This is a genomic window from Pseudoalteromonas citrea (genome assembly GCF_000238375.3).
Taxonomy (GTDB): domain Bacteria; phylum Pseudomonadota; class Gammaproteobacteria; order Enterobacterales; family Alteromonadaceae; genus Pseudoalteromonas; species Pseudoalteromonas citrea.
This window is the reverse complement of the sequence record NZ_AHBZ03000014.1, coordinates 108399-130440: the sequence shown is the minus strand read 5'-3', so window position 1 is coordinate 130440 and position 22042 is coordinate 108399. Positions and strand designations below refer to the sequence as shown.

19 protein-coding genes and 1 pseudogene are annotated in these 22042 nt (G+C 41.8%); 4 read left to right on the top strand and 16 right to left on the bottom strand.

What is annotated here, in order from left to right; genetic code table 11:
* Nucleotide 1: 1 nt before the first annotated feature.
* From hflD to cspD, 5 genes and pseudogenes are all read right to left on the bottom strand, one after another.
* Nucleotides 2-604 carry a high frequency lysogenization protein HflD gene (hflD, locus tag PCIT_RS03865; protein WP_010363133.1) on the bottom strand — a complete coding sequence of 201 codons (603 nt, stop codon included), beginning with the start codon at nt 602-604 and terminating at the stop codon, nt 2-4.
* Nucleotides 604-1713, bottom strand: a pseudogene (mnmA, locus tag PCIT_RS03860) (tRNA 2-thiouridine(34) synthase MnmA); the annotation flags it as partial. The pseudogene mnmA and the gene hflD, both read right to left, overlap by 1 nt.
* A gap of 73 nt (nt 1714-1786) precedes the next feature.
* The gene (locus tag PCIT_RS03855; RefSeq protein WP_040697721.1) at nt 1787-2422 is read right to left on the bottom strand and encodes a pseudouridine synthase; all 636 of its coding nucleotides are present in this window, start codon (nt 2420-2422) and stop codon (nt 1787-1789) included.
* Between the two features lie 242 nt (nt 2423-2664).
* A complete protein-coding gene (locus PCIT_RS03850; protein ID WP_010363136.1) occupies nt 2665-4887 on the bottom strand; it encodes an NADP-dependent isocitrate dehydrogenase in 2223 nt (740 codons plus the stop codon).
* A gap of 274 nt (nt 4888-5161) precedes the next feature.
* Entirely contained in the window at nt 5162-5380 is a 219-nt protein-coding gene (cspD, locus tag PCIT_RS03845; RefSeq protein WP_010363137.1) for a cold shock domain-containing protein CspD, read from the bottom strand.
* A 205-nt stretch (nt 5381-5585) separates the two neighbouring features.
* On the opposite strand from cspD, the gene clpS reads away from it, so the two are divergent.
* The gene (gene clpS / locus PCIT_RS03840) at nt 5586-5903 is read left to right on the top strand and encodes an ATP-dependent Clp protease adapter ClpS (protein WP_010363138.1); all 318 of its coding nucleotides are present in this window, start codon (nt 5586-5588) and stop codon (nt 5901-5903) included.
* A gap of 29 nt (nt 5904-5932) precedes the next feature.
* The gene (gene clpA, locus PCIT_RS03835) at nt 5933-8200 is read left to right on the top strand and encodes an ATP-dependent Clp protease ATP-binding subunit ClpA (RefSeq protein ID WP_010363140.1); all 2268 of its coding nucleotides are present in this window, start codon (nt 5933-5935) and stop codon (nt 8198-8200) included.
* A 167-nt stretch (nt 8201-8367) separates the two neighbouring features.
* Here the strand turns inward: clpA and infA are convergent, their stop codons facing one another.
* The 4 genes from infA to trxB form a co-directional block, all read right to left on the bottom strand.
* Nucleotides 8368-8586, bottom strand: a complete 219-nt coding sequence (gene infA / locus PCIT_RS03830; RefSeq protein WP_010363141.1) for a translation initiation factor IF-1 — start codon at nt 8584-8586, stop codon at nt 8368-8370.
* Between the two features lie 178 nt (nt 8587-8764).
* Nucleotides 8765-9490 (bottom strand): arginyltransferase, encoded by a 726-nt coding sequence (locus PCIT_RS03825; protein WP_010363142.1) that lies wholly within the window; start codon nt 9488-9490, stop codon nt 8765-8767.
* Nucleotides 9483-10199, bottom strand: coding sequence for a leucyl/phenylalanyl-tRNA--protein transferase (gene aat / locus PCIT_RS03820; protein ID WP_010363144.1), 717 nt, complete (start codon nt 10197-10199; stop codon nt 9483-9485). Before aat ends, PCIT_RS03825 begins: the two co-directional genes overlap by 8 nt.
* An 88-nt stretch (nt 10200-10287) precedes the next feature.
* Nucleotides 10288-11238, bottom strand: a complete 951-nt coding sequence (gene trxB / locus PCIT_RS03815; protein WP_010363145.1) for a thioredoxin-disulfide reductase — start codon at nt 11236-11238, stop codon at nt 10288-10290.
* A 255-nt stretch (nt 11239-11493) separates the two neighbouring features.
* Here trxB and pssA point away from each other — a divergent pair, with 255 nt between their 5' ends.
* Entirely contained in the window at nt 11494-12819 is a 1326-nt protein-coding gene (gene pssA / locus PCIT_RS03810) for a CDP-diacylglycerol--serine O-phosphatidyltransferase (RefSeq protein WP_010363148.1), read from the top strand.
* An 85-nt stretch (nt 12820-12904) separates the two neighbouring features.
* On the opposite strand, the gene asnB is transcribed toward pssA, so the two are convergent.
* The 7 genes from asnB to PCIT_RS03775 all read right to left on the bottom strand — a co-directional run bounded on the left by asnB (nt 12905) and on the right by PCIT_RS03775 (nt 20415).
* A complete protein-coding gene (gene asnB / locus PCIT_RS03805; RefSeq protein WP_010363149.1) occupies nt 12905-14569 on the bottom strand; it encodes an asparagine synthase B in 1665 nt (554 codons plus the stop codon).
* A 209-nt stretch (nt 14570-14778) separates the two neighbouring features.
* Nucleotides 14779-15441: a pyroglutamyl-peptidase I gene (pcp, locus tag PCIT_RS03800; protein WP_010363151.1), complete on the bottom strand. Its 663-nt coding sequence runs from the start codon at nt 15439-15441 to the stop codon at nt 14779-14781.
* Complete coding sequence (locus tag PCIT_RS03795; RefSeq protein WP_010363154.1) at nt 15434-16453, bottom strand: DUF979 domain-containing protein; 1020 nt, start codon at nt 16451-16453, stop codon at nt 15434-15436. The genes pcp and PCIT_RS03795 overlap by 8 nt, the downstream gene beginning before the upstream one ends.
* Entirely contained in the window at nt 16450-17175 is a 726-nt protein-coding gene (locus tag PCIT_RS03790; protein WP_010363155.1) for a DUF969 domain-containing protein, read from the bottom strand. The genes PCIT_RS03795 and PCIT_RS03790 overlap by 4 nt, the downstream gene beginning before the upstream one ends.
* Before the next feature lie 2 nt (nt 17176-17177).
* Nucleotides 17178-18110 (bottom strand): 5-oxoprolinase subunit C family protein, encoded by a 933-nt coding sequence (locus PCIT_RS03785; RefSeq protein ID WP_010363157.1) that lies wholly within the window; start codon nt 18108-18110, stop codon nt 17178-17180.
* The gene (gene pxpB, locus PCIT_RS03780; RefSeq protein ID WP_010363159.1) at nt 18098-18760 is read right to left on the bottom strand and encodes a 5-oxoprolinase subunit PxpB; all 663 of its coding nucleotides are present in this window, start codon (nt 18758-18760) and stop codon (nt 18098-18100) included. Before pxpB ends, PCIT_RS03785 begins: the two co-directional genes overlap by 13 nt.
* Before the next feature lie 137 nt (nt 18761-18897).
* On the bottom strand, nt 18898-20415 hold the full coding sequence (locus PCIT_RS03775; protein WP_010363160.1) for a leucyl aminopeptidase: 1518 nt from the start codon (nt 20413-20415) through the stop codon (nt 18898-18900).
* Between the two features lie 272 nt (nt 20416-20687).
* Here PCIT_RS03775 and msrA point away from each other — a divergent pair, with 272 nt between their 5' ends.
* The gene (msrA, locus tag PCIT_RS03770) at nt 20688-21968 is read left to right on the top strand and encodes a peptide-methionine (S)-S-oxide reductase MsrA (RefSeq protein WP_010363162.1); all 1281 of its coding nucleotides are present in this window, start codon (nt 20688-20690) and stop codon (nt 21966-21968) included.
* The last annotated feature ends 74 nt before the right edge of the window (nt 21969-22042 follow it).

The window sequence follows — 22042 nt, the reverse complement described above, 5'->3', positions numbered from 1 at the left end:
TTTAAATTCTACTTTGTGCTTCGGCGATAATTTTCTTTTTACCAAAGAAAAACTGGCGGCGTTTACCGCCTAGTTGTCGCCAAAGCACAGCGCTACGAATACCAGCAAGGAGTAGCGCTCTGATCTTTTCTTGGATCCCAGGCTGTTTTAATAACTCAGGTTTACCAAAAATTTGAATTTTCTGACCTAGTGGGCTCAGTACTTCACTGTAGATATCGGCAAATGCAGCGACAATGGTGCTGTCACACACATCAAAATGCTGTAACTGGCGTTCTACATCTTTTAAACGTCGTGCTAATTCATCCAGAGCTTGGCTATTGTTCGCCAAAGCTCTTTCTAGCTGCATTAAGCTACCGACGTATTTCACCATTTCAACGTCTTTTTCACCAGCTGGGGTTAATTGCTCTACCAAGGTGCGATACCCTGATTTTAGAGCAAAGCTGTCTTCATAAACATCAGAAGGATGATTAGGCGAAAGGTTAACAATACTTTTTAAAAAGCTTGCTACATCGGGCTCCGAAAACTGTCCGTATTTTGACGCTTTTTGTACCAGCTTGGTGATCTGACACATTGCCGCTAAAGGCATAACATATTCAGCAGCCATTACTTGATCACCGAGTCAATAATACCGCCGCCTAAACAGACATCATTTAAATAAAATACGGCAGATTGCCCTGGTGTTACGGCTTTTTGTGGCTCATCGAATAATACCCGAGCAAGTCCGTCTTGACCTACCAGCAACGTACAGGCTATATCCGTTTGACGATAGCGGGTTTTAACGGTACACCGTAATGTGCCTTGAGGACCTGTGCGGTCAACCCAATGCAATTGGTCAGCATTTAAGCCATTACTAAATAGGCGAGGGTGGTCTTTACCTTGGCCAACAACTAATACATTGCGTGCAATATCTTTGTCTACAACGTACCAAGGCTCTCCATTGCCCTCTTTCATACCACCAATTAATAAGCCTTTGCGTTGGCCTAGAGTGTGGTACATGAGGCCTTCATGATCGCCGACTTCTAAACCGTCAGTATCTTCAATTTTGCCAGGTTGCGCCGGTAAGAACTTTTGTAAAAAGTCTTTGAATTTGCGTTCACCGATGAAGCAAATTCCTGTACTGTCTTTTTTATCATGGGTGATTAAGTCTTGCTCTTCAGCAATACGGCGTACTTCTGGTTTTTCGATTTCGCCAACGGGGAAGAGCGTTTGTGCGATATGTTCATGACTTAACGTGTATAAGAAATAGCTTTGATCTTTATTGTCATCCAGCCCGCGACGCATAACAAATTTACCATCACGTTCTTCGCGTTGTACATAGTGACCGGTCGCGATGTAATCAGCACCTAGTGCTTGTGCTGCGAATTCTAAAAATGCTTTAAATTTAATTTCTTTGTTACACATAATATCGGGATTTGGCGTGCGGCCCGCTTTATACTCCTCGAGGAAGTATTCAAATACGTTATCCCAATATTCTGCGGCAAAATTTACCGTATGAAGCTCGATACCGAGTTTATCGCAGACAGCTTGCGCGTCTTTTAGATCTTCGGCAGCAGCGCAATATTCATCATTGTCATCTTCTTCCCAGTTTTTCATGAACAGGCCTTCAACTTGATACCCTTGTTCTTTTAAAAGGTAAGCTGAAACTGAAGAATCAACACCGCCGGACATACCAACGATGACTTTAATGTGACTATTATCGCTCATAATTTTTGCTGTAAATCTATGTGATTTTGAAAGGCCGTGATTATAGCATGCAAATGCGGGTGGCTAAAAGTCGAGATCAAAGTCATCGGCGACTTATCACTTTATATTGTCCGTTTTCTAGCCCGTCGAGCGAATATTTGCCAATTTTGTAGCGTATTAATCGCAGTGTAGGGTGGCCAATATGGGCGGTCATTCTTCTGACTTGCCTATTTTTCCCCTCATTGATTGTCACACTCAACCATGTGGTAGGAATATTAGCGCGTTCGCGTATTGGCGGGTTACGTGGCCAAATATTTGGTTCAGCAATGATTTTAACTTTTGCAGGGCGTGTTAAGCCATCTTTGAGTTCAACACCTGAGCATAACGCATCAAGACTTTTTTGCTCAGGCACTCCTTCAACTTGAACCCAATAGGTTTTATCGGTTTTTTTACTAGGATCTGTCAATGTATGCTGTAATTTACCGCAATTCGTTAGCAGTAATAACCCTTCACTGTCTCTATCAAGTCTACCTGCAGCATAAACGTCTTTTTCTTTTACATACTGTGCCAGTGTTTCTCGGTTTTGATCATCGGTGAACTGACATAGCACATCAAATGGCTTATTGAATAAAACAATTTTGACGTCTTCTGGTGCAACTTTGGGTTTTGTTGACTTTCTATGACTGGGTTTTGACTGTTTTGAAGTATGCCGAGATGACGATTTTGCTTTGTATACCATGTTGTACCCGAGTGCATAAATATAAGGCTGGATTATAGCAACTGTCATTACGTTGTGCTCACATTTTATGAAGGCGACGGCTTACTGATTCATGGGCTTATATAGGCTTATACTGTGTGTGTTTAATAAATGAACTGGTTTTGTGATAGGTTTATGGTTAATCAATGCGTTAGGTGTTTATGTAGCAGGGCGAAGAGAAAAAAGGGTAGCTAAAGCTACCCTTTTAAATGACTCGTTAACGATTATACCAGTGTTGCAAGGATATCGTTAAATGTTTGGCTTGGACGCATTGCTGCATAGGCAATATCGTCATTAGGCTGGAAGTAACCGCCTACATCTTTTGCTACGCCCTGAGCATTATTTAGCTCTTCAACAATTGTTTGTGCTTGTGCTGTTAATGTTTCAGCATAAGCAGCGAACTGTGCTTGAAGTTCTGTATCTGTGGTTTGTGCAGCAAGTGCTTGTGCCCAGTACAGAGATAGGAAGAAATGGCTACCACGGTTATCTAGCTCGTTTACACGGCGAGAAGGTGATTTATTTTCATCTAAGAACTTGCCTGTTGCTTGATCAAGCGTATCAGCAAGCACTTGTGCTTTTGCATTACCCGTTGTTTGGCTTAGGTGCTCAAGTGATGCCGCTAGTGCTAAGAACTCACCTAAAGAATCCCAACGTAAATGGTTTTCTTTTTCAAACTGTTGGACGTGCTTAGGAGCAGAACCGCCCGCGCCAGTTTCAAATAGACCACCACCATTCATTAATGGCACGATAGACAGCATTTTTGCACTAGTACCTAGCTCAAGAATTGGGAACAAGTCAGTTAAGTAATCACGTAGTACGTTACCTGTTACTGAAATCGTGTCTTGGCCTTCTTTCATGCGCGCTAGAGAGTACTCAGTTGCTGCAACGGGTGCTTTGATAAGAAGCTCTAAACCTGCTGTGTCATGATCTGCAAGGTATGTGTTAACTTTTTCAATAAGCTGAGCGTCGTGAGCTCGGTTTGCATCTAGCCAAAATACAGCTGGAACACCGGTTGCGCGAGCACGATTTACAGCAAGTTTAACCCAATCTTTAATTGGCGCATCTTTTACCTGACACATGCGCCAGATATCGCCTTGCTCAACATCATGTTGAAGTAGCACAGCATCATTTGCATCTACAACTCGAATGGTACCTGCTGATGGTGCTTCAAATGTTTTATCATGAGAACCATACTCTTCTGCTTTTTGTGCCATTAGGCCCACGTTCGGGATAGTACCCATTGTACGAGGATCGAATGCACCATGCTCTTTACAGAAGTCGATAGTTGCTTGGTAAACGCCAGAATAACAACGGTCAGGAATAACAAAGCTGGTGTCTTGTTGTTTACCGGCTGTGTTCCACATCTGCCCGCTAGTACGAATAGCTGCTGGCATTGACGCATCAATGATCACGTCACTTGGTACGTGTAGGTTAGTAATGCCACGGTCAGAATCAACCATTGCGATACTTGGGCTACTTTCGTATACCGCTGCAATATCAGCTTCTACTTCAGCACGCTTTGCATCATCAAGTTGTTGTATTTTTGTATAAACGTCACCTAAACCGTTATTTACATCAACACCTAGCTCTGCGAATAGTGCCGCATGCTTTGTGAATACGTCTTTATAGAATACTTTAACTGCATGACCAAAGATGATTGGATCAGACACTTTCATCATGGTTGCTTTCATATGCAATGAGAAAAGTACGCCTTTATCTTTTGCTGATGCAATTTCTGCTGCTAAGAAATCTTGTAGTGCAGATACACTCATGCGTGACGCATCAATGATTTCGCCTGCTAATAATGCCGTGCTTGCTTTAAGCGTGGTTACATCACCATTTGCTGCAACGTGCTCGATGCGAACGTCTGTTGCTTGCTCTACAGTTGTTGATTGCTCAGAGCCAAAGAAGTCACCATCAGTCATGCTAGCAACGTAAGATTGTGAATCAGCCGCCCATGCACCCATTGAATGAGGGTTTTTACGCGCATATGCCTTAACTGACGCAGGTGCGCGACGGTCAGAGTTACCTTCACGAAGTACTGGGTTTACGGCACTGCCTTTGATTTTATCGTAAGTTGCTTTAATCGCAGCTTGCTTTTCATCTTGTGGCTCAGCTGGGTAATCAGGAAGTGCATAGCCCTTCGCTTGAAGCTCTTTAATTGTGGCGTGAAGCTGTGGTACTGAAGCACTGATATTAGGAAGTTTGATGATATTTGCTTCTGGAGTTTTAGCCAGCTCACCAAGCTCTGCAAGGGCATCGCCGATACGCTGCTCTTCAGTTAAAAAATCAGGGAAGTTAGCAATGATACGTCCTGCTAATGAAATGTCACGCGTTTCGACTTCAACACCGGCCACTTTGGTGTATGCCTGAATGATTGGAAGCAAAGAATATGTGGCTAAAGCTGGTGCTTCATCTGTTTTCGTGTAAATAATTTTTGATGTCATCATCATTCCTAGAATTTGTGGCTTCTAAAAAGCCATTCAACAATGCAAAGGGAACGCTATGTTGCCTAAGGCAATAGGGTATAGCAAGTTTGTTAGATATTTTTACTAATCGTAAATAATAATATCTAACCTACCTAATAGACGTAGCAATTGTATCAATCATTACATATTGGGGCTAATTCAAAAAATTAAAGTTAAAGAATGAAAAAATATAAGGGGAAATAGGAATGAAGCGAGTAGCAAATGCGACTCGCTTTGAATAGTCATCACTGCTTTACACTAACAGCTCACCGCTGGGCGCGATATTTGTAGCGTGTAACCCTTTCGGGCCTTCTTGCAGCTCGAATGTTACACCTTGACCAGCTTTAAGTGTTTTGTATCCATCCATTACAATCGTTGAGTAATGGGCGAAGATATCTTCCTCACTGCCGTCTTCTACGATGAAACCAAACCCTTTGGCGTTGTTGAACCACTTGACTTTTCCGCAAGCCATACTTCTACATCCTTCTATAAGTGACTAAATCTAGTTAATTAGTTAATCTAAACTTTATAATTTGCTAGACTGCCCATATAGAGCAATCTAATAGGACTGTAGTTTATATAAGCAGTCAGTCAAGTTATTTACTCTTTTTTTTAACATTTTATTTATTTTTTAATTCAAGTTTGCTTGAGTTACCAAGACAAGACTATATTTAATTATGAGTGGGACAAAAGATTCAGGTGTTATAGACACGGTACGTGAAAGTGAAAAGCAAAAGCTTAGCCCTCCACGTAAGTACAAGGTCGTTGTAAATAATGACGATTACACTCCGATGGATTTTGTAATTGAAATTTTAATGACGTTTTTTAATATGGATAGCGAAAGAGCAACTGATGTGATGCTTAAAATACATCACGAAGGGAAGGCTGTATGTGGAATATATCCTGCCGATATAGCGCACACTAAAGCTGAGCAGGTCAATCGTTATGCCCGCGACAATGAGCATCCGTTGCTATGTAGTTGTGAGCAAGAATAACCTTTTTAATTCTCGTTTGGGGGTTGCCAATGCTAAACAAAGATCTAGAAATTACCTTAAACGCCGCGTTTCGAGAAGCGCGTACTCGTCGTCATGAATTTATGACGGTAGAGCACTTGCTTCTGGCGTTAATAGATAACCCGTCAGCAGGAGAAGCGTTAGGCGCCTGTGGCGTAAATACAGAGACACTAAAGCGTGAGCTTTCAGAGTTTATTGATGAGACTACGCCGGTCTTACCCGATTTAGAAGAAGACAGAGAAACCCAGCCTACACTTGGCTTTCAGCGTGTTTTACAACGCGCAGTGTTTCATGTGCAATCATCAGGGCGCAGTGAAGTAACGGGTGTAAATGTGCTGGTTGCTATTTTTTCAGAACAAGAAAGTCAGGCTGTTTATTTATTGAAAAAGAGTGATGTCAGTCGCCTCGATATCGTTAATTTTATTTCTCATGGTATTGCGAAATCGGATGATGATGATTCAGAAAATGATGATCATGAAGAGATGAACGATGAGCCTAATGATATTCAAAATGAAGAAAAATCTAAGCTTGAAAATTTTACTTCAAACTTAAATGTGATGGCGCAAGCTGGACAAATCGATCCATTAATTGGCCGTGATGAAGAAGTTGAACGCACGGTTCAGGTGCTGTGTCGTAGAAAGAAAAATAATCCTTTGTTAGTGGGTGAAGCAGGCGTTGGTAAAACAGCCATCGCAGAGGGGTTAGCATATCGCATTGTGAACAACCAAGTGCCCGATGTTATCGAAGATGCGGTGGTTTATTCTTTAGATATGGGAGCGCTTTTAGCGGGTACTAAATACCGTGGTGATTTTGAAAAACGTTTTAAAGCGTTACTTAAAGAACTACAAGCAAAACCGCATGCTATTTTATTCATTGATGAGATTCATACAATAATAGGTGCCGGTGCCGCATCTGGCGGAGTTATGGATGCCTCAAATCTCATAAAACCCCTATTGTCTAGCGGTCAGCTGCGTTGTATGGGCTCGACGACTTACAACGAATTTAAGAATATTTTTGAAAAAGACAGAGCGTTAGTGCGTCGTTTCCAAAAAATTGATGTTGTTGAACCAAGCGTTGCAGATACAACCAAGATCCTTTATGGCTTAAAAGAGCGGTATGAAGAGCATCATGGCATTCGTTACACACAAAAGGCATTGCGAGCTGCCGCTGAACTAAGCGCTAAATATATTAACGAGCGTCAGTTACCGGACAAGGCCATTGATGTTATTGATGAAGCGGGCGCAAATCAGCGATTATTACCGGTATCTCGCCGTAAGAAAACCATTGGCGTATCAGATATTGAAATGATTGTGTCAAAAATTGCGAGGATCCCACAGCAAAGTGTTTCCTCTAGTGACAAAGACACTCTGAAAAACTTAGACCGTAATTTAAAAATGTTGGTATTTGGACAAGATCAGTCAATTGACGCGTTAACTTCAGCAATTCGATTGTCTCGTTCAGGGCTGGCAAATGAAGATAAGCCAATCGGGTCTTTCTTATTTGCAGGGCCTACGGGTGTGGGTAAAACAGAGGTAACAAAACAGCTTGGTAAATGTATGGGCGTAGAGTTTATACGTTTTGATATGTCTGAGTACTCTGAGCGCCATGCTGTGAGCCGATTGATTGGTGCGCCTCCTGGTTATGTGGGTTATGAGCAAGGTGGTCTGTTGACCGATGCTGTGATCAAACATCCGCATTCAGTGGTTTTACTGGATGAGATTGAAAAAGCGCACCCGGATATCTACAACATACTGCTACAAGTGATGGATCACGGTACGTTAACGGATAATAATGGCCGCAAAGCGGATTTTAGAAACGTGGTTTTAGTGATGACGACAAATGCGGGTGTTCAGGAGACAGTAAGACAATCTATTGGTTTCCAAGAGCAAGATCATTCTCATGATGCATTGTCTGAAATAAATAAAGTTTTTACGCCTGAGTTTAGAAACCGTTTAGACAATATTATTTGGTTTAACCACCTAGATAAAGAAGTCACTCTACAGGTGGTAGATAAGTTTATTGTTGAGTTACAGGCTCAGCTTGACCGTAAGTCAGTTAATTTAGAGCTTACCTCAGCAGCACGCTCGTGGTTGGCTGAACTGGGATACGATAAAGCAATGGGTGCACGTCCTATGGCGCGTGTTATTCAAGAGCAGCTTAAGAAGCCACTAGCCAATGAAATTTTATTTGGTGAGCTGGTGGACGGTGGTTCAGTGAAAGTGAGTATCAAAGACAATAAAATTGCATTTACTTATGAATCGTCCTTAGTCTCTGCGTAAATGTTAAAGTAGTAAACGTCAAAAAGCCTAGCAATGCTAGGCTTTTTGTTTTTGGGTCATATAACCCAGCTCTGTAGACTTTTACAATAACCAATGGTTAGGTTTATGAAACACGTCCAAGAGCGACGTATTACAACCTGTTCCAAGAACAGTTCTACACGGTTCGATTAACGAGCGCGGAAGACAATGCGTCCTTTGATTAGGTCGTAAGGGGTCATTTCAACCGTTACTTTGTCACCTGTAAGAATACGGATGTAGTTTTTGCGCATTTTTCCAGAAATATGAGCAACAACCACGTGACCATTTTCTAACTCAACGCGGAACATTGTATTTGGTAAAGTATCAAGGACCGTGCCTTGCATTTCAATTACGTCTTCTTTCGCCATGTGTAGCGTAACACCTCTTTGAATATTTAAACGCTGGAGATTTTGCCCAAAAGCAGGCAATAAGTAAAGGAAAGGGCTAAAAAATTGTTATTTTATTAGCCGATATATTCAAGAACAGTGATAAAAGTACTTTTTTGGTACGAATTTTAGCAAATTACGATAATGTACTTATAGACTGCTAGGTGCTTTTTTGGCTTGTATCGCTATTCACCCAAATATCATTTACAAAACGCTGGGCGGGTTTGTAGTGCGATTTATAACGCATTTTTTTACAGCTGTCGATTTGGTAGCCTAAATATAGATGTTGACGTTGTGTGTCTCGTGCATAGTTTATTTGTGCAAGGATCATGATGGTGCCGAGACTATATTGCTCATAATCAGGGTCGAAAAAGGTGTATATCGCGGACAGTGAGTTAGGCATGGTATCGGTCACTGCAACTGCGATCAATTTATCTAAATGCCACAGTTCAATGAAGGTAATAGGCAGCCATTGACAGAACAAAAAGCTTTCATACTGGAGGTGATTTGGCGGATACATACTGCCATCTTGATGGCGTAGGGAAATGTACTTTTCATATAAAGTGTAATAATTTGGTTGTTCTTGTTGGTTTATCTCAATACGAAACTCATCAGAGAGCTTATTCCATTTCCGTTTTTGTGACTTGGAGGCATTAAACTGCCCCACAGGTAGGCGTAACGACTGACATGCATTGCATGCTGGACAATGGGGTCGATAAATTTGATCGCCGCTTCGTCTAAAACCAAGCTCTAATAACCCTTCGAAACGCTCTGGAGAGTAACAATTATGATCTAAGATAACCAGTAATTGCTCTTGTTGTTCAGGCAGATAGCTGCAACTGAACTGCTGACTTAAACCAATTTTTGATGGAAAGTGTTCAGTCATAAATGTTTTCCAAGGTTTGAGCTAGCCACATATCGGCTGGGATTTCGAATTCGTTCGCTTTGTTAAGTCTAGTCAAAAAATCCTCTCGAGGAATAACTTTTGCGCCGAGCGTGGTCAAATAAGGGTTTTCTAGCTGACAATCGATAAAATGAGCATTGTGTTTTTTCAGCCAGTTGACGAGTGCCCACATGGCTAATTTAGACGCATTCGGTTGGTTAAAAAACATAGATTCACCGCAAAAAATGCCTGATTGCATGATGCCGTACAATCCGCCGATCAGCTGTTCTTCATGCCAGAGCTCTAAGCTATGGGCAAAACCAGCTTCATGTGCTGCATAATACGCATCGAGCATTTGTGTGTTGATCCAGGTACCTTCACTATTAATGCGTTGCGTTCGACAAGCATTAATGACTTGCTTAAACGCGGTATTAACGGTCACTGTAGGTTGCATTCGGCGCATTGCTTTTTTGAGTGACTTACTGATATGAAATTCGTCTAGTTCAACGATGCCACGCTCACTGGGGGCCCACCACATGATGGGTTCTCGCTCATTAAACCAGGGGAAAATGCCACAACTGTATGCTCTTTTGAGTCGAGCTAAAGACAGACACCCTCCAACGGCTAACAAGCCATCTGGATTTGTCAGCGCAAGGTCACAGGGCGGAAATTGATAGTGATCATTTGATAAGTGGGTAATTTGTTGCGTCATAGGGCAAATATTAAAACTCGATTGGGAGTAAAATAACGCAATTGTGTAAAAAATCAAATGGGGGAGTGTCCCCCCATTTTAATTTAGCTTACAAGTTATCTAGATAACGTTCGGCATCTAGAGCAGCCATACAGCCTGTACCAGCAGATGTGATGGCTTGACGATATATGTGGTCAGACACATCACCAGCAGCAAAAACGCCTTCTACGCTTGTTTGAGTCGCGTTACCGTGAAGACCTGACTCAACTACTAAATAACCATCTTTCATATCCAGCTGGCCTTCAAACATATCGGTATTTGGCTTGTGGCCAATCGCAATAAATACACCAGCAAGATCGAGTTGTTCAGTGTTTTCAGAATCAGTTTCTTTGATTCTAATACCCGTAACACCCATTTCGTCACCTAATACTTCATCTAGGTTACGGTTTAAGTGCAATGTTACATTTCCATTTTTCGCTTTTTCCATCAGACGGTCAGATAAAATCTTTTCGCTTCTGAAAGAATCACGACGGTGAATCACATGAACTTCTTCAGCGATGTTTGATAGATAAAGAGCTTCTTCTACAGCGGTATTACCACCGCCAACTACAGCCACTTTTTGACCTTTATAAAAGAAGCCATCACATGTTGCACATGCAGATACACCACGACCTTGAAATGCAGTTTCAGACTCAAGGCCTAAATATTTTGCTGATGCGCCCGTAGCGATGATCAACGCATCACATGTATATGTGCCTTGATCACCCGTTAATGTGAAAGGACGTTTTGTTACATCAACTTTGTTGATGTGATCAAAAATAATTTCAGTTTCAAAGCGCTCAGCATGTTCTTTCATGCGGTCCATTAGTGCAGGGCCAGTAAGACCATGTGCATCACCAGGCCAGTTTTCTACTTCGGTAGTCGTTGTTAACTGCCCACCTTGCTGCATACCTGTAATTAATACAGGGTTTAAATTGGCACGTGCGGCGTAAACTGCGGCTGTGTAACCTGCAGGGCCAGAACCTAAAATAAGCAGCTTACAATGTTTACCATCACTCATTACGATTTCCTAAAATGTTATATACTGAGATTGAATGAGGTTGATTCTATGAAATTCAACCAAGATGTAAAATAAATTCAACATTTCATTTTTTGATAAATCACAAAGTTGTCAAAAATACTGTACTTGAACGTTTTTTATGCCATTGACACGAAAATGAACGCTTATTCATGACCAAGCAGTTTTTTTTTGATATGTTTTAAAGAATTGTGTTTCGTTAGTTAACTAAAACTAACTCTAAATTAATAGGTATTTATGGTTTTTTGGCAGGAAACTCCAGGGTTTGAACTTGAGGCTGAAAACATTCAGGTTTTAACTGATGCGAAGCAGTACCATGCAACGTTATTACGGCTTATTAAAAATGCGCAAGAGCGTATTTATATTACCGCATTATATTTGCAAGATGATGACGCGGGAAGAGAAGTATTAAGCGCGTTACATGAAGCATCGTGTGCCAATCCCAGCCTGGAAGTTAACGTATTAGTTGATTTCCATCGAGCTCAAAGAGGCCTTATTGGAGAAAAAAAATCAGATGGAAATGCCAGTCTGTATTGCCAAGCTTTGAGTGATTATCAAAGTAATGTTCGCATTTATGGGGTACCTGTGAAGGCGAAAGAGTTGTTTGGTGTGTTACATCTGAAGGGTTTCGTTGTTGATGATATGGTTTTGTACAGTGGTGCAAGCTTAAACGATGTATATTTGCAAAGCGGTGACAAGTATCGTTTAGACCGTTATTTTGTTTTAAAACAACGTCAATTGGCCGATAGCTTTTGTCATTTTACGAATAAATACTTACTCAGCAGTGAGGGGGTCCCTAGAATTGATGTACGCCCCTTACCTAAGTTTAACGATATCAAGTTAGCACAAAAAAAGTTAATGCGAGAGCTTAAAAAAGCCAAGTATGATTTATCATCAGCAGGTGAAAGGGATGGTCTCAATGTTCGCGCGTTTCTTGGTTTTGGGCGTCGCACGAACAAACTTAACCGCTTGATAAAAAGCTTATTTGATACAACAGATCACGAGCTGGTACTTTACACGCCTTACTTTAACTTCCCTGCACCGTTACTGCGTTCATTACGACGATTACTAAAACAAGGCAGAGAGGTCACCATTATTGTTGGTGATAAGACTGCAAATGATTTTTATATTTGTCCAGAACAGCCCTTTAGCCGAATAGGTACGCTACCGTATTTATACGAAACTATTTTACAGAAGTTTCTAAAAAGTCAGAAGCGTCACATAGCATCAGGTCGTTTAAAGGTTTATCTGTGGAAAGATGGTGCTAATTCATTCCATTTAAAAGGGATCAGTAAAGATAACCATACTCACTTATTGAGTGGCCACAATTTAAACCCGCGTGCATGGGGACTTGATATTGAAAATGGAATTTTAATAGAAGACCCACAGCAAGATATATTACCGAGACTTGAGGAAGAAAAGCAGGCAATACTGGCTAAATGTCGTTTACTGAGCGGACCTGATGACATCGAATCATTGAGTGATTACCCGTTACCAGTTAAAAAGCTTTTGGGACAGGCTAAGCGTGTCAAAGTAGATTTTATTATTAAAAAGTTTATTTAATTGCTCATACAAAGCTTTAGCAAGGTTTTTACGTAAATTAAAAAAGGGCTCATAAGCCCTTTTTTAATTTACAGTTTAAATAGAGTTACTCATAGGCTTCATTATGAACATTAGCGGCTCTGCCTGATGGGTCTGCGTTGTTTTGAAACGATGCATCCCATGCTAGCGCTTCTGGTGTTGAACATGCGACTGATTTTCCATGGGGTACACAGGTAGCTGCTGCATCCCCTGGGAAATGGCTTTCAAAGATCTCTCTGTAGAAATAAGCTTCTTTACTATCAGGCGTATTGATTGGAAAACGGTATTGTGCATTGGCAAAATCTTGATCAGACACTTGGCTATCAACATGCTCTTTTAATGAGTCAATCCAGCTATAGCCCACGCCATCAGAGAACTGCTCTTTTTGGCGCCACAACACGCTATCAGGTAAATAGCCATCAAATGCTTCACGCACTATATGTTTTTCTATGCGGCCTTCTTGACACATTTTGTAGTCTGGGTTGGTGCGCATCGCCACGTCAACAAACTCTTTGTCTAAGAAAGGCACTCTTGCTTCAACTCCCCACGCAGCCATAGACTTGTTTGCTCTCAAACAATCAAACATGTGTAATTTTGATACTTTCCTATTTAATTCTTCATGAAACGCTTGGGCGTTGGGCGCTTTATGGAAATATAAGTAACCGCCAAACAACTCATCAGCCCCTTCACCAGAGAGTACCATCTTAATGCCCATCGCTTTAATTTGTCTAGACATTAGGTACATTGGTGTTGATGCCCGAATGGTTGTCACATCGTATGTTTCAAGATGATAAACCACCTCTTTTAGTGCATCGACCCCTTGCTGAACAGTAAATATAATTGGGTGATGGACAGTGCCAATTTCATCGGCTACCACTTGCGCTGCGGCTAAATCAGGAGAGCCTTCTAGTCCGATAGAAAATGAATGTAGCTTGGGCCACCAAGCATCTGATGCATCGTTGTCTTCAACGCGTTTTGCAGCAAATTTTTGGGTGATCGCAGAAATAACAGACGAGTCTAAACCACCAGATAATAAAACACCGTAGGGTACATCACACATTAGTTGGCGTTTTACTGCGGCTTCTAAGGCGTCTTTTACTTCTTCGGCTTTTGCCGCGTTATTTTTTACCGCGTCATAAGATTGCCAGTCACGCTGGTAATATTGACGCACGGTTCCTTCTTTTGAGTACAGGTAGTGCCCGGGAGGGAATTCTTCAATAGATGAACAGATAGGGGTGAGTGCTTTCATTTCACTGGCGACGTATAAGTTACCATGTTGATCACGGCCCGTATAAAGAGGAATGATCCCGATATGGTCACGGCCGATTAAGTAGCTATCTTGCTCTTCATCATAGAGACAGAAGGCAAAAATACCGTTTAAGTCATCTAGAAACTCAGGCCCTTTTTGCTTGTAGAGTGCGAGAATAACTTCACAATCAGACTCTGTTTGAAAATCAAAATCTACAGTAAGACTTTGTGCTAATTCTTTGTGGTTATATATTTCGCCATTAACGGCTAATATGTTGGTTTTTTCTGGGTTATATAAAGGTTGGGCACCACTTGATACGCCAACAATCGCTAATCGCTCATGCACTAAAATAGCTTTTTCAGATGCATATACTCCAGACCAGTCAGGGCCTCTGTGACGCAGTCGCTTTGACATTTCTATCGCTTGGCTACGTAATTGTACTGGGTCAGACTTTAGCTCTAACACCCCAAAAATTGAACACATAAAATACCTCATTCCTGTGTTGGGTAAGCGCTATGGCTTCCCTTAATTATTATATTAGTTGATGAAAAGGCACCGTTGTGCCTTTCGGTTACTATAGGTGTATCAGAAATGAAAGACTAAGTCACACGGTTAAATGGTATTTTTTTGCTCGATTTGGTGTCTTTATTGGTGCAACAAAGAAGCTAAGCTGCACCAATATGGGTTGACTGTTAGTGGGTTGTACCTGCCGTCACTTTGAGATCTGTTTTATTGCTGATTGCAGCGGTAACTATGACTTTCAATGCTGATATGACTGTTTCCTGACTCATACTCGGTGCACCATTATGATGCACTGCTTGGCTTGGTAAATAGGGAATATGGACAAATCCGCCTTTGATATTTTGGTGATGTAATGTAATTTCGTGCATTAGGCCATACATTATATGATTACACACATAAGTACCGGCAGTATTTGAAATGGAAGCTGGAATATCAGACTGGTGTAACGCCTGCTGTATACGCTTTATAGGCAAATTAGTAAAATAAGCGGCAGGGCCTGTTGCTACCACGGGCGTATCAATAGGTTGTGCACCGGCATTATCGGCAATGCGCGCATCATTGACATTAATCGCAACACGTTCAATGGAAATATCAGCGCGACCACCTGCTTGGCCAATACACAACACGACATGTGGAGAGTATTTATTTATAGCCCCTTGAAGCACACTGATAGAGGTATCAAACTCACACGGGAGCTCTTTAGTGTGAATAGCAAAGCCATCAATGTTAAGCCCTTCTAAGGCTTGAACTGCTTGCCACGAAGGGTTAATTTTTTCACCACCAAATGGGGCAAAGCCCGTGATTAAAACACAGGGTTTTACTGAGTTAGTCATTAAAGATCACTCCGTACATAAGTAGAATATTAATTACCAGTAGTGCCAGTGCCGTTGGGATCTGGACTTTGATGACTTGATATTTGTCTTTCAGATCTAACAATGCAGCAGGAACAATATTGAAGTTTGCAGCCATAGGGGTCATTAATGTACCGCAGTAGCCAGAATACATACCTATTGCAACCAGTGGCGCGGCTGATGCACCGTGGCCTTGAATGAGAAAGGGGACTGCTATACCCGCAGTCATAACTGGGAATGCGGCAAAGGCATTACCCATTATCATAGTGAACAGTGCCATGCCTACACAGTACAGTACTACCAACATAAAGCGGTTATCGGGTGAAATAAACAATGTGACAAGCTCTTGAATAGCGGTGCCTGTTTGAGCAACGATGAAGACACCACCTAGCATAGCAAGCATTTGCGGTAAGATAGCGGCCCAGCCGATTGAATCAACTAATCGGCGAGACTCAGTGAGTGCTTGTACTGGGCTACCTGAGGTGAGCTTCCATCCAACTAACAGCGCTACGGCACAAGCCAGTGTTAAGGAGGCTAGGGTTAAATGGTTTTGATCAAATAAATACCAGTCATTAAAATTAATGTGGCCGAGTAACAAAGTACATACAACGGTTACGATGGGGATCATCACGGCAGGCATAAATAGCTTGTTGCCAATTCTTTCAGCGCTTTGTGTTTTTACTTCATCTGATGGTGTGTCGTAAGTGCCCATTGAAACCAAGCCAAAGCCTGCGAGTAAAGCGATGATCATTACACTCAAGCCAACCCACTGATAGGTGATTGCTGTACCAAAGAGTGACACTGATAAATCGCCAAACAAAAATACGTTGCCGAATAATACCCAAAATAGCGCAGTGCCATATTTCTTTGGGTGACCTTGGTCTTGTAAAGTACGGATGACTAAGAACATGACCACAAAACCGATTAATAAATAGATATTTTCGATGGAAATGATAGCTATCGTATCGGTTGTACTTGTCGATGGTGCACTCATGATAACTCTCCCGTTAAGTTAGCCGGTTGTTTTCTATGAGTGGCGACTGCTTGGGTAATTTTCGCTTCTAATCTTGCTAATCGAAATAGATGGACGATAAGTGCGGCAATTGCGGTTGGAATTGCCCATAATCCGATGTGTAAAGGCTCAATCCCTTCTATGCCGTTTTCTCGCAAAAAAGCATCCATGAGTAACACAGCTCCAAATGCAATAAAAATGTCTTCGCCGAAAAACATGGCAATGTTGTCGCATGCTGCGGCATGCGCGCTGATCATATCTTTCACTTCTTTTGGTAGCTCACCATGAACATTGCTGGCTGCACCTAGCGCCATCGGGGCGAGCAATGGCCTAACTGTTTGCGGTTGGCCTGCTAAACTCAGTAAACCTAATGCAGATGAGCATTCACGAACCACAAAATAGACAGAAAGTATCCGGGCTGTGGTGGCGCTTTTTATACTGGCTATCCAACTTTGTGCTCGCTGTTGTAGGCCATGGCGTTCTAGTAACGCTATAACGGGTAAAATAAGTAAAAAGCTAGCCAATTGACGGGAGTTCATAAACTTTTCGCCAAAGGTTTCAATTAGTGCCAAAAATTGCATATCAACGGCCCAGCCAGTCACTAAGCCAGCTGCGGTGACCACTAAAAGCGGGTTGAAGCGCAAGGCAAAGCCCAGCACGACAATCACAATACCGCTTAGTGGTAATAAATTTAATTCGTTCATAACTACTGCTCTATATTGTTATTATTCGCTAACGCAAATTGCGCTAAGTGTGAGTTTAATTTATTCATAGCTTGGTGAGCTTGCGAAACACTGACGCTACTAAACTTACATTTTTGTTTACTGCCTAATTGACTAAATAAACGCAGGTCTGCACTGATCACCGATGCAATAATGGGGTAGCCTCCAGTTGTTTGACAGTCATTGAGCAACACAATTGGGTGCCCGTTAGGGGGAAGTTGGACTACTCCAGGGTGAACAGCTTGGCTCGAGATTGTTGCATTGTGCTTAATGGTTTGATTTGCCGTTAACCGCGAACCCATGCGGCTATGCATTTCACTGATCAGCCACTCAGTTTGTAAAAAGTGCTCAAAAGCCCCCTTTGGCAGCTTATCACAATGGGGCCCTTTGAGTACTCTTACTTCATTAGCGTATTCTGGTTGTTTAGCGCCAAGGTGCTTAAGGGCGACTTTATTGCAGGGAAAAGAGAGCTCGTCACCCGCTATAAGCGCTCGGCCAGAAAACCCACCAAACTGTGCTTGAATATCGGTTGATTTCGCATTTAGTAGCTCTTCAATGGCAAAGCCACCTTGAATGGCCAAATAGGCACGCTGTGCGCTGTGGTTGGTAGCAAATGAGAGTTTATCTCCAGGCTTAGCAAAATATCGCCAGCCGGGATATAGTGGACTGCTATTCAGTTTCGCTCGTAAGTCACCGCCCGTTATTGAGAAGTTAGTTGATGCGCTGAATTCAAACTCTGCAAGACCAATGGTGATCTCAATAACGGGATCATTGATGTTATTATTGACTAATAAATTAGCCAGTTTGAGTGCTGTTGGGTCTAGTGCGCCCGATTGCCCAACACCTAAATGTCGATAGCCATGACGCCCTGCATCTTGAATACTGCATAGCACACCTTGTTTAATTACTTTGAGCATACACTGTCCTTTGCTGGGATAAATTGAACCTGATCGCCTGGCAGCAATAAGCTTGGCTGTTTAAGAGTAGGATCAAATAAAGGCGTGTTACATAAGCCAATTAAGTGCCAACCGCCAGGGGAGTTACTTGGATATATCGCAGTAAGCTCCTGTGCAATGGCAACAGAGCCCTTGGGTACACTTGTTCTAGGGGTCGACTTTCTCGGCACTTGCAGCGCTTTTGGCAAGGTTCCCAAATAACCAAAACCCGGTAAAAAGCCAATAAATTCTACCTGATATGTTACAGATGTATGAAGTTCAATGATGTTGTGTTCAGATAATGAAAGGCTGTTGGCAAGGTCAGTGAGATCTGGTCCAAATTGGCCCCCATACGTTACTTCAAAGCGGTGCCTGTTAGGCGTAAAGCTGGCTAACTCACATTCATCCCACAAGCGAATGATCTGATTTATCCATACTTGATAATCTTGAGGACGCTTCAAATAGACTGTCACAGAGGACTTTGTTGGTACAACATCAAAAAACGCATCAATATTCATTAATTTAGACGTCAAGGTAAATAAACGCCGTTGTTCACTTGTTGAAGGGGTGTCAGTTTCGAGCATAAAGACAATGGCTTGCTCCCCCAATAAGTAGCAATGCGGATCAATCATCCAGTCTCCAATATACTTTTTATTATTGTTGCTAGTATATCTAATTTGTAATTAACAAGTATAAAAAAACCATGCAGTGCATGGTTTTTAAATTATATAAAGTGTGCTTTTGGTTTAAATACAGCGGCAGTCAAATGCTATTTATGGTTTTTTAATAACCACTCGCTCAGCAGGCGAACACCGTAACCTGTGCCACCGACAGGTACTTCTCCTTTGGCTTTACTCGATAATGCATTACCTGCAATGTCAATGTGTAGCCAACGTGTATCGCCAGCAAATTGTTGAAGGAAAGTAGCTGCAGTTGTGGCCCCCGGTCCGCTTGAACCTAGGTTAGTGAAGTCTGCTATATCTGAAGAAAGTGTATCTTTATAGCCCAAAGGTAAGCGCCATACTTGTTCGTTAACTTGCTTACCAGCGAGTGTCATTTGCTCAACTAGGACATCGTCTTCTGAAAAGATAGCTGAATAGCGATTACCTACGGCGCGAATCTTAGATCCAGTTAACGTGGCAACATCAACCATTATTTCTGGCTTAAAGTGTTTACGTGCGTACCACATTGCATCGCTTAATACTAAACGGCCTTCGGCGTCAGTGTTAACGACTTCTACGCTATGTCCTTCAGCTGTGCGCAGTACGTCACCTGGTGCGATAGAGTAGCGAGAGACCATATTAGCAGCCATACCCATCACAGCAACAACATTAACATCGGCTTTATTTAACGCGATTGCTTTGATTGTACCAAGTACTGCCGCCGCGCCCGCCATATCTGATTTCATACGCGCGATTGAAGGGCCTTTTTTGAGGCTATAACCACCTGAATCAAAGGTGATCCCTTTACCTACAAGGGCGATAGGTGTGTCTTTATTACCTTCGTAGTGAGCAACAATAAGACGTGCTCCTTCTTTACTACCACGACCGACACCTTCAAGTGCGCCCATGCCAAGTTCTTTCAATTGTGCAGGCTCTAAGATGGTAATTTTAACGCCCAGCTTTTCGAGTGACTTTGCTTCTAGTGCAAAATCAACCGGTGTCATTTCTGTTGCAATTTCAGACGTCAAATCGCGAGCTAAAAACACCCCTTGTTCAATATTAGCAAGTTCTTGATAGCGTTTAATAGTTTGCTTTTTGTCTGCAACATCAATGTTATAAGTTACATTAAATGCTTGTGGTTCTTTTTTGTAGACTTCAAATGTATAGTCGCGAAGGTTGGCACCATGTGCAAATTGTGCAGCAAGCTCACTATTTTCCACATCACTTTGCACAGACTCAAATGCAAGTGACACATTGGCTATTTTTTTTGCTTCTAGCTTCGCGTGAATATTACCACCAAGTTTAGCCATTTTAGCTGCTGTTAACTCACTGCTTTGGCCTAACCCAACCACAACGATACGAGAATACTTGCTGTCTACGGGCGCGAGTACGTCAACTGTTTTGCCATATTTACCGGTAAACGCGTCTGTTTTTATTGCGCGCTGCAATTGTTTACGAGTATCTCGGTCAAGAAACTTAAGATTTGCATCGCTATCGACATTTTGAAAAACGACAAGTGCATCGCCTTTTGCGAGTTTTGACGTGAAATTGAAATCAGCGGCGAAGGCATTACTCGTGCTCATTACAGCGAGTGTAACTGCACTCATAGAAGAAAAAAGTTTCATGATAAATCCTAAGTAAGAAAACTGCAGAGTTTTTACATCAAAAATTGAATACAGGTAACTAATAGTCGTTGAACTGCCATTTTACAAAGCTCAGTTACGGTTGTTATGTGACGAATATAGGTAATTTAAATTGAACTTTGTTGGTTAGATGTGCGTAATTTATTGCGGTAATTGAAATCAAAAGTGCTGTACTAAGGTCTATGTAAGCAGAGCAATGAATGTGTGTACTGAGCTAATTAAGTCAGTCAAAAACTTTTAAAAGGTTATATTTGATGTCGAATAGTTTAAAGAAGCCGCTGTTGACTGCCATATTTTTGGTGAGTTCGTTTTCTGGATATGCTGGTGATATGCCAATGCCACAGCCTGAACAGGCGAGTATGCATGTGAAGACGTTGGTTCTAGGCTCTGGGTGCTTTTGGGGAGCGGAGAAGCGCTACGAGGCCATGCAAGGGGTAATTGATGCTGAATCTGGTTATGCTGATGGTACGGGCTTTAAAGCAAGTTATAAGGAAATAACCAAACGTGCACGACAGTTTGATGAGCATAATTATGCAGAGGTGGTTAAAGTAACGTATAACGCCAATATTTTAACCACTCAAACACTGTTACAAAGCTACTTTGAAAGTCACGACCCAACTCAGAAAAACCGACAGGGGAATGATATTGGCACCCAGTACCGTTCGACTATTTTGTTTAGTGAGCCTGAACAGCAAAAAATGGCGTTTACATTAAAGGCGACTTATCAAGGTTTACTGTCTAAAAATGGCTATGGAAAAATACAGACAAAAATTAAACCATTGGGAAAATTTTACCCCGCTGAAGAGTATCACCAGAATTATTTGGTTAAAAACCCCAATGGCTATTGTCCAGATCATTCTACGGGGGTTGTATTTGCGCCTGTTGAACGAGAAACCCGTGATAACAAGGGGATACTGAGTGGTAAGCATATCGTTGTTATCGATTCAAAAAATTATTGCCCTTACTGTGAAAAGCTAAAGAAGACTGTGCTAAACGATTATCAAGGTGATATTCCTGTGCACTTTAGATATGCCGATGAATTGCGAGGGTTAAAAGTTAAATCGGCAACATGGGCGACCCCAACGATTTTATTCATGGACGATGGCAAAGAAGTATTTGGTCATCAAGGTTTTATGGATAAGCCTCGATTTTATAAAGCGTTAGGGGCATTTAAATTGGGTGACAGTGAAGCTTATTCTATTGCCTTCCAGAAAGGGACTGATCGTCCGTTTTGTAAAGAGTATGACTTGTTTAAAAATACGGCTGACGGGGTTTTCATAGATAAACTCAGTGGTGCAGCACTTTTTAATACCAAAGATCGTTTTAATTCAGGTACTGGCTGGTTATCGTTTAAGTACCCAGTAAAGGGCAGTGTCACTTACCATGAAGATAATAGTTATGGCATGAAGCGTACTGAAATTCGTTCTAAATCAAGTGGTATTCATTTAGGTCACGTATTTGCAAATGAGGGTCCTGGAGGGTCTGACAGGTACTGTATAAATGCAACGGTATTAGATTTTGTTGCGAATAAATAAGTTGTAACATAAAAAAAACCCCTCTAACGAGGGGTTTTGGGTAACTCAGCGCTTTAAGCACTGGGAATGAGGTC